General features: G+C 68.7%; 11 protein-coding genes. 3 read left to right on the top strand and 8 right to left on the bottom strand.

The genetic code is table 11. The features are described 5' to 3' along the window. Nucleotides 1-33: 33 nt before the first annotated feature. On the bottom strand, nt 34-819 hold the full coding sequence (locus AC1DYP_RS24495; RefSeq protein ID WP_477048522.1) for an ImuA family protein: 786 nt from the start codon (nt 817-819) through the stop codon (nt 34-36). A 125-nt stretch (nt 820-944) separates the two neighbouring features. Here AC1DYP_RS24495 and AC1DYP_RS24490 point away from each other — a divergent pair, with 125 nt between their 5' ends. Further along, complete coding sequence (locus AC1DYP_RS24490) at nt 945-1718, top strand: crotonase/enoyl-CoA hydratase family protein (protein WP_477048521.1); 774 nt, start codon at nt 945-947, stop codon at nt 1716-1718. A 134-nt stretch (nt 1719-1852) separates the two neighbouring features. On the opposite strand, the gene AC1DYP_RS24485 is transcribed toward AC1DYP_RS24490, so the two are convergent. The 6 genes from AC1DYP_RS24485 to AC1DYP_RS24460 form a co-directional block, all read right to left on the bottom strand. Continuing rightward, nucleotides 1853-2218, bottom strand: a complete 366-nt coding sequence (locus AC1DYP_RS24485) for a VanZ family protein (protein WP_477034169.1) — start codon at nt 2216-2218, stop codon at nt 1853-1855. Between the two features lie 123 nt (nt 2219-2341). Beyond that, entirely contained in the window at nt 2342-2836 is a 495-nt protein-coding gene (locus tag AC1DYP_RS24480; protein ID WP_477048520.1) for a hypothetical protein, read from the bottom strand. Between the two features lie 55 nt (nt 2837-2891). Then, complete coding sequence (gene serA, locus AC1DYP_RS24475; protein ID WP_477048519.1) at nt 2892-4472, bottom strand: phosphoglycerate dehydrogenase; 1581 nt, start codon at nt 4470-4472, stop codon at nt 2892-2894. A gap of 122 nt (nt 4473-4594) precedes the next feature. Then, nucleotides 4595-5782 (bottom strand): phosphoserine transaminase, encoded by a 1188-nt coding sequence (locus tag AC1DYP_RS24470; protein WP_477048518.1) that lies wholly within the window; start codon nt 5780-5782, stop codon nt 4595-4597. Between the two features lie 135 nt (nt 5783-5917). Continuing rightward, entirely contained in the window at nt 5918-6346 is a 429-nt protein-coding gene (locus AC1DYP_RS24465) for a hypothetical protein (RefSeq protein WP_477048517.1), read from the bottom strand. Between the two features lie 57 nt (nt 6347-6403). Beyond that, entirely contained in the window at nt 6404-6733 is a 330-nt protein-coding gene (locus AC1DYP_RS24460) for a hypothetical protein (RefSeq protein ID WP_477048516.1), read from the bottom strand. A 168-nt stretch (nt 6734-6901) separates the two neighbouring features. Between AC1DYP_RS24460 and AC1DYP_RS24455 the strand changes: the two genes are divergently transcribed. Together AC1DYP_RS24455 and AC1DYP_RS24450 are read left to right on the top strand one after the other, a co-directional pair. Then, the gene (locus AC1DYP_RS24455) at nt 6902-8785 is read left to right on the top strand and encodes an ATP-binding protein (protein ID WP_477048515.1); all 1884 of its coding nucleotides are present in this window, start codon (nt 6902-6904) and stop codon (nt 8783-8785) included. Nucleotides 8786-8996: 211 nt separating this feature from the next. Beyond that, nucleotides 8997-9362 (top strand): hypothetical protein, encoded by a 366-nt coding sequence (locus AC1DYP_RS24450; protein WP_477034163.1) that lies wholly within the window; start codon nt 8997-8999, stop codon nt 9360-9362. An 11-nt stretch (nt 9363-9373) separates the two neighbouring features. On the opposite strand, the gene AC1DYP_RS24445 is transcribed toward AC1DYP_RS24450, so the two are convergent. Next, on the bottom strand, nt 9374-10044 hold a 671-nt coding region (locus tag AC1DYP_RS24445), incomplete at its 5' end, for a PhzF family phenazine biosynthesis protein (RefSeq protein ID WP_477048514.1).

Here is a 10044-nt window from a genome sequence, read left to right as displayed (position 1 = left end):
GCTTCGCCGACACCTCCCCCACAGGGGGAGGGCCTAGGCGGCGCGGATACGCTCTGGAGGGGGTTCGTTCGCCGCCACGTCGTGATCGGCCAGTTGCGACACCAGACGGAAAGGATGCGGGCCATCGGCGGCCTCCGCTTGTTCGAGGATCCAGGCGCCGGGACGGCCGCCCCGGCAGCGTTCGAGTTCCACCCGCCAGCGCGGCGGGCCCAGCCCCGGCTCGCCCGGCGGCGGCTGGCTGGGGGCGGCGGCGATGCGCCAGCGGGTCTGGGCCGCCGCGCCCGACACCTCGCGAACCTTGCCGGCCGGACCGCCATACGGCCGCCGTCGCAACAGCACGCCAGTCGAGCCGCGCCGCTCGCAGGCCAGTTGCAGGCGGCGGCCGGCCTTGAGGTCGGGGCTCTCGGCCTCGCCGATCGCCGCGGCGACGCCGACCGTGGCCAGGGCGTCCTCCAGCACCGCCAGCACCTCGGCCTCGTCGCGGGCCCGGACCTGGATCAGGCGCTCGACCGGAAAGCCCAGGTTCACCAGGCCCGGCGCGTGCAGGTCGTCGCGGCGCATCACCCAGACCACAGCGCCCTTGGCGGCCAGCGGGCGCAGCATCAGGGCGGTGAAGGCGGCGGGCGCCGCGCCGGTCTCCTCCTCCAGCCCCGAACCGCCCACCTCGTGCCAGCCGCCGCGCTGCAGGCCGCCGGCCGGGAAGCAGCCGTCGATGCGCGGATCGCCGAACGGCAGGACGGGAGGCGGAGTCCGAGTCCCCGCTTCCAGGGCGGCGATCTGGGCTCTCAAAGCCGAAAGGGCGGGTTTCGCCCCGGGCATGCTCCACACTCCAATGTTCCACTTTTGTTCTGACCCTCCGGGCTTGGAGAGTCAAGCGGAGCCCGTCATGGTGGCGCGGCCTGGCGCGGCGGCGGAATGACGCGGCCCGGGTCGGGAGGCTTGAGATGACCGAAGTCGAACTCCACACCGACGGCCCGGTCTGGACCGTCACGATCAACCGCCCCGAAAAGCGCAACGCGGTGAACCCGGAGACCGCCCTGCAGCTGCGGGCCGCGTTCGACGCCTTCGAGGCCGATCCGGCCGCCGCCGTCGCCGTGCTGACCGGGGCGGGCGGGACGTTCTGCGCCGGGTTCGACCTGGCCGTCGCCGCCTCGGGCGAGGGCGAGCGCTACGACCCGGTCGGCGAGGGTCCGATGGGGCCGACGCGGCGGCTGCTGTCCAAGCCGGTGATCGCCGCCGTCGAGGGCCATGCGGTGGCCGGCGGGCTGGAGCTGGCCCTGTGGTGCGACCTGCGGGTGGCCTCGGCGACCGCGATCTTCGGGGTGTTCTGCCGCCGCTGGGGCGTGCCGCTGATCGACGGCGGCACGGTGCGCCTGCCGAGGATCGTCGGCCAGGGCCGGGCGCTGGACATGATTCTGACCGGCCGGGCGGTCGAGGCCGCCGAGGCGCTGAGCTGGGGCCTGGCCGACCGGGTGGTCCCGGCCGGCGAGGCGTTGAGCGCCGCGCAAGGCCTCGCCGCCCAGATCGCCGCCTTCCCGCAGGTCTGCCTGCGCGCCGACCGCGCCTCGGCCTTCGCCCAGTGGGACGTCTCGCTGGAGGAGGCGCTGAAGGTCGAGGGGATCGGCGGGCTGGAACCGCTGCGCCGCGAGGCCCGGGCCGGCGCCGCGCGGTTCAAGGACGGCGAAGGGCGCGGGGGAAAGTTCGAAGAGCCCAAATAAGCCCTTCAGCTCCAAATCATGTCATCCCGGACAAGCGCGCAGCGCGCCGATCCGGGACCGACGCGTGAACGCGGCGCTTCCGGCGGTCCCGGGTCTTCGCTGCGCTACGCCCGGGATGACAACCCGATAGAGAGCTAGAACCGCGCCTTAGCCCGCCACCACTGGCTGACCAGCATCGGCCCGAACGCGGCGCTGATGCCGCAGGCGTCGGCGAACAGGTCAAACCACGAGGCGTCGCGGCCGACGAAGCCCTGCAGGATCTCGATCCCCCCGCCGAACGCCAGGATCACCAGGCCGATGCGGTGCAGCCGGCTGTTGGGCAGGGCCAGGCTGGCCAGGACGCTGAGCACGTAGAAGACGATGAAGTGCTTGGCCTTGTCCCACGGGATCAGACCGATGCTGTCGTTGTCCGGCAGCAGGGCCCGGGCCAGGGCGTAGGCCGACGCGGCCAGGAAGACGATGAAGACCAGGCGGTTGATCTTGCGGGCGCGGATGGACATCGAGGCTCCAGGCTAGGCTCCCTCGCACCTAGCCGGTCCGGTGAGGCTTGAAAATGGCCGGACGCGGACTTCATCGCTTTCGGTCGGGCCCTGCATCGAAACTGCTTGGCCAGCGCGCTCGACCTAAGCCCAGACGCCGTGGTCGAAGATCTTCTGCCGCTCGTTCTCGTCGAATTCCCCCGCCAGCCGCGCCAGGACCGGCAGACCCTTACGGAGGGCCACCACGGCCAGGGCGTTGCCGACCGTTAGCGAATCATCGGCGACGCGCAGAACATCCAGCGCGGCCGCGAACAGCGTCTCCCAGGCTTCGGCATAGTCGGCGGACAGCCATTCCGGGATCGGCGGATTGCGGTCATGGACCCGCGACTGTTCGATCGTGACCGCCAGCGCGTAGGCGTTCCATCCGCCCGCCTTCGCGGCGGCGGCCCGCGCGATCCACGGCACGGCAGCGTAGGAGGCGACGTCGACATCGCCCTGATGGTGGAGCTCTTCCCAGAGCTCGGACCAGGCGGCCTCGGCGTCCTGATCGTCCGCTATGGCCTTGAGAGCTGGTCGAGGATCGTAGGCCAGGCGGCAGCCGCCGAGCAGACCCGACCACCGGTCATCCGAGAAGTCCATGGCTCCTCCAGGAACGTCGCCCCCGGCGCAAGGCCGGGGGCTCCGATTCACGGCTTTAGAACGTCAGGGCGCGGGCTTCCTTGACGTGCGGCAGGGCCTGGATCTTGGCCAGCAGGGCCTCGTCCGGGGCCTGGTCGACGCCGACCAGGGCGATGGCGTCTTCGTCAGCGGAGAGCCGGCCCAGGTTGAAGGTGGCGATGTTGACGCCCGCCTCGCCCAGCAGCATCCCCAGCGCGCCGATGAAGCCCGGCTTGTCCAGGTTGTTGATGTAGAGCATGGCCGGCGAGAAGCCCGCGTCCAGCTCCATGCCCTTGACCTCGACGATGCGCGGCGCGCCGGCGATCACCGTGCCGGCGAAGGCGCGCTTGCCCTTCTCGGTGGTGATGGTCACGCGCATCAGGCTGTCATAGGTGGGGCTGACTTCCTGGCGGCTCTCGGAGACGGTGATGCCGCGATCCTTGGCCACGGCGGGCGCGGAGACCATGTTGATCTCGGCCAGCATCGGCTTGAGAATCCCGGCCAGGGCCGCCGAGGTCATCGGCTTGACGTTCAGCTTGGAGACCTCGCCCTCGAAGGCGATGTCGATGGCGGAGATCCCGAAGTCGACCATCTGGCCGGCCAGGGCGCCGATCTTCTCGGCCAGGGCCACGAACGGCTTCAGCTTGGGGGCTTCTTCGGCGGTGATCGACGGGCTGTTCAGGGCGTTGGTGACCGCGCCGGTCAGCAGGTAGTCGCTCATCTGCTCGGCGACCTGCAGGGCGACGTTCTCTTGCGCCTCGTTGGTGCTGGCGCCCAGGTGCGGGGTGGCCACGACCTTGTCCGAACCGAACAGCGGGTTTTCCTTGGCCGGCTCGGTGACGAACACGTCGAAGGCCGCGCCGCCCACGTGGCCGTCGTCCAGCAGCTTGCGCAGGGCCGCCTCGTCGACCAGGCCGCCGCGGGCGCAGTTGACGATCATCACGCCCTTCCTGGTCTTGGCCAGGTTCTCGGCCGACAGGATGTTGCGGGTCTTGTCGGTCAGCGGGGTGTGCAGGGTGATGACGTCGGCGCGGGCCAGCAGGTCTTCCAGCTCGACCTTCTCCACGCCCATCTCCACGGCGCGCTCGGGCGACAGGAAGGGGTCGTAGGCCACGACCTTCATCTTCAGGCCGAGAGCGCGGTCGGCGACGATGCCGCCGATGTTGCCGGCCCCGATCAGGCCCAGGGTCTTGGCGTACAGCTCCACGCCCATGAAGCGGTTCTTCTCCCATTTTCCCGCTTGGGTGCTCGCATCAGCCGCCGGCAGCTGGCGGGCCAGGGCGAACATCATGGCGATGGCGTGCTCGGCCGTGGTGATCGAGTTGCCGAACGGGGTGTTCATCACCACCACGCCCTTGGCGGTGGCGGCCGGGATGTCGACATTGTCGACGCCGATGCCGGCCCGGGCGATGACCTTCAGGCGGTTGGCGGCGGCGATCACGTCCTTGTCGAGCTTGGCGCCCGAACGGATGGCGATGCCGTCATAGTCGCCGATCACGGCGATCAGTTCGTCCTTGGTCAGGCCGACCTTGATGTCGAAGTCCAGGCCGCGGTTCTTGAAGATGTCGACGGCGGCGGGGGAAAGCTTGTCGGCGATGAGGACGCGGGGAGCGGTCATGGGAGCTCTCTTGTTTTCGGGCCTTCCGGCTGCGGGAAGGACGGAATGGGGGTGTGTGCTGAAGCGGCTGGGCCGCTGATCCCTCCCCCTCCGAAGGGAGAGGGAGGGCGCGTTACAGGCTTTTAGGCGGCGGCCAGTTCGGCCGAGACCGAGGCGAACGCCCAGTCCAGCCAAGGCGTCAGGGCCTCGAGATCCGAGGCCTCGACAGTGGCGCCGCACCAGATGCGCAGGCCGGCCGGGGCGTCGCGATAGCCGCCGATGTCGAGGGCCGCGCCCTCCTTCTCGAGCAGGCCGGCCAGCTTCTTGGCGAAGTCGGCCTGGGCGTCGTCCGACAGGGCGCTGATTTTGGGGTCCACGACCTTCAGGCACACCGAGGTGTTGGAGCGGATTTCCGGCGTGGCCGCCAGGAACTCGACCCACGGGGTGCGTTCGACCCAGTCGGCCAGGACGGCCAGGTTCTGGTCGGCGCGGCCCTGCATGGCTTCCAGGCCGCCGATCGAGGCGGCCCACTTCAAGGCGTCCAGCGCGTCCTCGACGCACAGCATCGACGGCGTGTTGATGGTCGCGCCTTCGAAGATGTCGGCGGCGATCTTGTTGCCCCCATCCTTATTGGCCTTGGTCATGCGGAACAGCTTCGGCATCGGCCAGGCCGGGGTGTAGCTCTCCAGGCGAGCCACGGCGCGGGGCGACAGGATCAGCACGCCGTGCGCGCCTTCGCCGCCCAGGGCCTTCTGCCAGGAGAAGGTCACGACATCCAGCTTCGTCCAGTCCAGGTCCTGGGCGAAGGCGGCGCTGGTGGCGTCGCAGATGGTGATGCCTTCACGGTCGGCCGAGATGAAGTCGGCGTTCGGGACGCGGACGCCCGAGGTGGTGCCGTTCCAGGTGAAGACCAGGTCCTTGGCCGGATCGACCTTGGAGGTGTCGGGCAGCTGGCCATAGGGCGCGTCGAGCACTTCCACGTTCGGCAGCTTGAGTTGCTTGGTGACGTCGGTGACCCAGTCCTTGCCGAAGGACTCGAAGGCCAGCAGCTGCACGGGCTTGGCGCCCAGCATCGACCACATCGCCATCTCGACGGCGCCGGTGTCCGAGCCGGCGACGATGCCGATCAGGAAGTCGGCGGGGACTTCCAGGACTTCGCGCGTCTGGTCGATGGCGGCCTTCAGGCGGCCCTTGCCCAGCTTCGAACGGTGCGACCGGCCGAGGACAGCATTTCTGAGATTTTCGGGGGTCCAGCCTGGGCGCTTGGCGCAGGGGCCGGAAGAGAACTCGGGGCGAGCCGGGCGGATCGCCGGCTTGGCGAGGGTCGTCATATCGATGTCTCCCATCCTTACAGATGGACTGCATCCCGTTGGGGGGATGTGGCCCGCCGGCGAGAAACCTCGTTTCGGCGGCGAAGGCAAGGAGAGATTTTGCCGCTTGGCGGACAAATCGTCCGTGGCCGGCAATTATTTTGCGGCGAGGCGCCGACGCTTGCGCCAGGCCAACAGGCATCCGGCGACCAGACACAGCAGCACGCCCAGGCTGACGAGGTTGTTCACCATGGCGTACAGCCTGTCGTACGTCTTGCCCGCCACCAGATAATAGGCGTGAAGACTGAACTGCGCGGCTTGCAAAAGAACGGCGACGCCCAACCAAGCGGTCGTGTAGCGCAGCGCAAGGATCAGCAACCCGGCGCCGAACAGGCCGTCCACCAAGAAGTAGGCGGGCTTCTGCATCCCCTTATCTGGCATGACGCCGATAAAGGTGATCGCGAGAGACATGATCACCACCAGACCGGCGGCTTGCCGCTCGACCTGACCGCCCAGACGCCAAGCCAAAAGGCTGACGCCCAGGATCAGCATCCAACCAAAAAGGATCAGGAGGTCTAGGTGCATGCCTTGGGTCTCTAACCGAAATTAGAGACCCAAGGTATTAAACTATCGCAATGTAGCTTAGCTAACGGCCCGCAGGTCGTTATGGCCCGTCAAGCCGTCCTTGCCGATCACGCCGATCAGCTTCGTGCGGATGCCGATGCGCTGGCGGACTTCGTCCAGTTGGGCATGGGCTTCGACGACGGCGGTGCGAGCGGCGGCGAGGGCGGTGACCGCGTCGGCGAGCTTGGCGCTGGCGCCATTGCCGACGGTGGCCGACAGCTCAAGGTCCTTACGGGCCTGGATCAGCTCCGCCATCATTTCCATGGTTTCAACCATCGCGGCGTCCACGGCCGCTTCGGTAGCGAACAGCTTAGTGGCGACACGTTGAGCAACAAAAGCCTTTTCCACGCCCATCTCCCTTAACGAAAACCTAAGATAGAGGGTAAACCAAATGTTAAGGGCGAGGAAAGAAAAACAACCATTAGCGTTAGTTTGGCGTGGACAAGCGCGTTCGTGGAAGCGATCCGTTAGGAAGATCGCGCGAGAATAAGGCCGATAAACCACCCCGGACGGGTCATGATCGACGAAAGCCGCGACTTCGAAGGAATGCCGCACGCGCCCTTGCAGGCGCGAATCGCCGGCGTGGCCTTGCTGACGACCGTGGCCGCGCTGGTCGCCGCCTGCCTGTGCTTCATGCTGCAGCAATGGAGCGTCGCGCGCCAGGAAGCCCGCGCCAATCATGAGATCCTGACCCAGATGGTCGCCGCCGGCGCCGCCGTGCCCCTGGCCGACCACGACGCGGTCGGCGCCAACCGGGCGCTGGAAGCCGTCGGCAAGGCCCAGCACGTGGCCGCCGTCCGGCTGATCGACATGGACAATCAGGTCGTCGCCCAGGTCGGCGCCCTCAACGCCAAGAATGTCGGCCAGATCGTTCAACCGGTGTTCCTGGCCGGCAAACGCGTGGGGCGGGTCGTGCTGGTGGTGCGCCAGCCCAGCATCGCCGAAATCCTGACCCGCGACCTGGCCCTGACCGGGGCCCTGTTCTTCGGCTCGGCCGGCCTGGCGATCCTGCTGGCCAACGGCCTGGCCCGTCGCATGACCAAGCCGATGGAGCGCCTGTCCCAGGCCATGCGCGAGGTCGCCGCCGACGGCCGCTTCAAGCCCGTGGAGCAGGCGGCCGACGACGACGTCTTCCAGAGCCTGACCGACAGCTTCAACCACTTGGTCTCTCGGCTGGAGATCAACGACCACGACCTGCGCGGGGCGATGGCCGAACTGGTCAAGGCGCGCGACGACGCCAACGCCGCCAACGTCCTGAAGTCGCACTTCCTGGCCAATATGAGCCACGAGATCCGCACCCCGCTGAACGGCGTGCTGGCCATGACCGAGGTGATGGCCATGGGCGAGCTGAGCGCCGCCCAGCGCGAGCGCCTGTCGGTGATCCGCGAGTCCGGCGCGCTGCTGCTGTCGGTGCTCAACGACGTGCTCGACCTGTCGAAGATCGAGGCTGGGCGCCTGGACCTGGTGGAACGCGACTTCGACCTGGCCAGCCTGGCCCTGTCGGTCCGAGAATCCTACGCCACCCAGGCCCGGGCCAAGAACCTGGAGTTCGGCGTCTTCGTCGCGCCGGAAGCCCTGGGCTCGTGGCGCGGCGACGCCGACCGCCTGCGCCAGATCCTGGGCAACCTGGTCTCCAACGCCCTGAAGTTCACGCTGGAAGGCAGCGTCTCGGTGCGCTTCGCCTCGGCCGACGACGGCAGCGGCCTGCGCATCGACGTGGTCGACACCGGCATCGGCATCGACGCCGAGACCCTGCCGCGCCTGTTCGACAAGTTCGTCCAGGCCGACAGCTCGACCACCCGCCGGTTCGGCGGCTCGGGCCTGGGCCTGTCGATCTGCAACGAGCTGGCCACCCTGATGGGCGGCGGCGTCCATGTGCAAAGCCGCGAGGGCCAGGGCTCGACCTTCACCGTCGTGGTGGCCATGCCGCGCGGCGAGGCCACCGTCCCCGCCCAGATCGAAGCCGCCCCGCCGCCGATCGAGTCCGAACGCCGCCTGCGGGTGCTGGCCGCCGACGACAATCCGACCAACCAGAAGGTCATCGCCGCCGTCCTGGCCCCGCTGGGCGCCGAGGTCGAGCTGGTGGCCGACGGCGCGGCCTGCGTCGAGGCCTGGAAGCGCGGCGGCCACGACATCGTCCTGATGGACATCCACATGCCGGTGATGGACGGCGTCGAGGCGGCCCGCACCATCCGCTCGCTGGAGGTCAGCGAGAACCGCAAGCGCATCCCGATCGTGGCGGTCACCGCCAACGCCCTGGTCCACCAGGTCGAGGGCTACATGGCCGCCGGCATGGACGGCCACGTCGCCAAGCCGATCGAGGTGACCAAGCTCTATGACGCGATCGAAACCGCCGTGGCCGCCGCGCGGCGCGACGGGTCCAAGGTCGCGGCGGCTTAGGACGAACCGGGGGACACGTACTCACCCCGCGTCCTCGCCGGGCTTCCCACGAACGGTGGAGTGAGTACGTGTCCCCAACGTCGTGCAGAGAGTTCAGGTACCTGAACAGAACATAACGAGCGGCTCAGAACCGTTTCAGGTTGGGTGTGGTCTCTTGAGGTCAACGTCGTCCCGTCGGGCGTCGGAAAACATTTCGAGAGGAACCGTACCGATGAAAAAGATTCTGCTTTCGATCGCCGCGGTCTCGGCCGTCGCCGCCGCCGTTCCCGCCGTCGCCTCGGCCCAGTCCTATGATCGCGGCTATGGCCGTGGCGGTTACCAGGACGTCGGCGGCGACCGCGTCGCCCGCCTCGACCAGCGTATCGACGTGGGCATCCGCAACGGCGCCCTGACCCGCAACGAAGCCTGGCGTCTGAAGGGCGACCTGCGTGAAACCGCCCGCCTGGAAAGCCGCTATCGTCGCGGCGGCCTGAGCGGCTGGGAACGCGCCGACCTGGATCGTCGCTACGACCGCATCAGCGCCCAGATCCGCTACGAGCGCCACGACCGCGACTATGGCTACGGCCGTCGCTACTAAGGTCTAGAGACCTAATCGAGAGCCGGTCCCACCCTCAGCCGGCTCTCGACCATCGTGAAGCTGCGGCCGCGCAGAAGAACGCGCGCGCCGCGGTTTTCGCATTCCAGGTCCCCGCCCCGGCCGGGATAGGCTTGGTGGAACCGCAGGGTCGCCGCGCCCAGCTTCTCACCATAGAGCGGCATCAGGATGCAGTGGGCCGAGCCCGTGGTCGGGTCTTCGGGGATGCCGCAGCCCGGGGCGAAGAACCGGCTGATCACGCTGTGGTCGCGGCCCGCATCGGCCAGGGCGGCGACGATCACCTGCCCCGCCCCGCCCTTGGCCAGGTCAGCCCCAATCGTGTTCAGCAGCGCCAGATCGGGCGACAGCCCGCGGACCGTCGCCTCGTCGGCGACCACGGCCAGCAGATACTGCCCGGCCCAGACCTCCAGCGGCGTCACGCCCAGGGCCTTGGCCAGGTCCGGCCCAGCCTCGACCGGGCGCGGCGGATCGGCCGGGAAATCCATTTCCAGCCCCGGCCCGCCCAACACCTCGCCGGCCCGGCGCACGGTCAGGTCGCCCGCCAGGGTGTCGAAGGTCAGCAGCGGCGCGTCGACGCCCAGTTCCTCGAACAGGGCGTGGGCGCTGGCCAGGGTGGCGTGGCCGCAGATCGGGGCCTCGACGGTGGGCGTGAACCAGCGCAGGC

Source organism: Caulobacter sp. P1_D6, from assembly GCF_056406095.1.
This window is presented reverse-complemented; position numbering and strand designations above follow the sequence as displayed.

Bases quoted from the DNA above. Each gene is read 5' to 3' on its own strand.
- AC1DYP_RS24495 (WP_477048522.1), bottom strand. From the start codon at position 819: ATGCCCGGGGCGAAACCCGCCCTTTCGGCTTTGAGAGCCCAGATCGCC.
- AC1DYP_RS24490 (WP_477048521.1), top strand. From the start codon at position 945: ATGACCGAAGTCGAACTCCACACCGACGGCCCGGTCTGGACCGTCACG.
- AC1DYP_RS24485 (WP_477034169.1), bottom strand. From the start codon at position 2,218: ATGTCCATCCGCGCCCGCAAGATCAACCGCCTGGTCTTCATCGTCTTC.
- AC1DYP_RS24480 (WP_477048520.1), bottom strand. From the start codon at position 2,836: ATGGACTTCTCGGATGACCGGTGGTCGGGTCTGCTCGGCGGCTGCCGC.
- serA (WP_477048519.1), bottom strand. From the start codon at position 4,472: ATGACCGCTCCCCGCGTCCTCATCGCCGACAAGCTTTCCCCCGCCGCC.
- AC1DYP_RS24470 (WP_477048518.1), bottom strand. From the start codon at position 5,782: ATGACGACCCTCGCCAAGCCGGCGATCCGCCCGGCTCGCCCCGAGTTC.
- AC1DYP_RS24465 (WP_477048517.1), bottom strand. From the start codon at position 6,346: ATGCACCTAGACCTCCTGATCCTTTTTGGTTGGATGCTGATCCTGGGC.
- AC1DYP_RS24455 (WP_477048515.1), top strand. From the start codon at position 6,902: ATGATCGACGAAAGCCGCGACTTCGAAGGAATGCCGCACGCGCCCTTG.
- AC1DYP_RS24450 (WP_477034163.1), top strand. From the start codon at position 8,997: ATGAAAAAGATTCTGCTTTCGATCGCCGCGGTCTCGGCCGTCGCCGCC.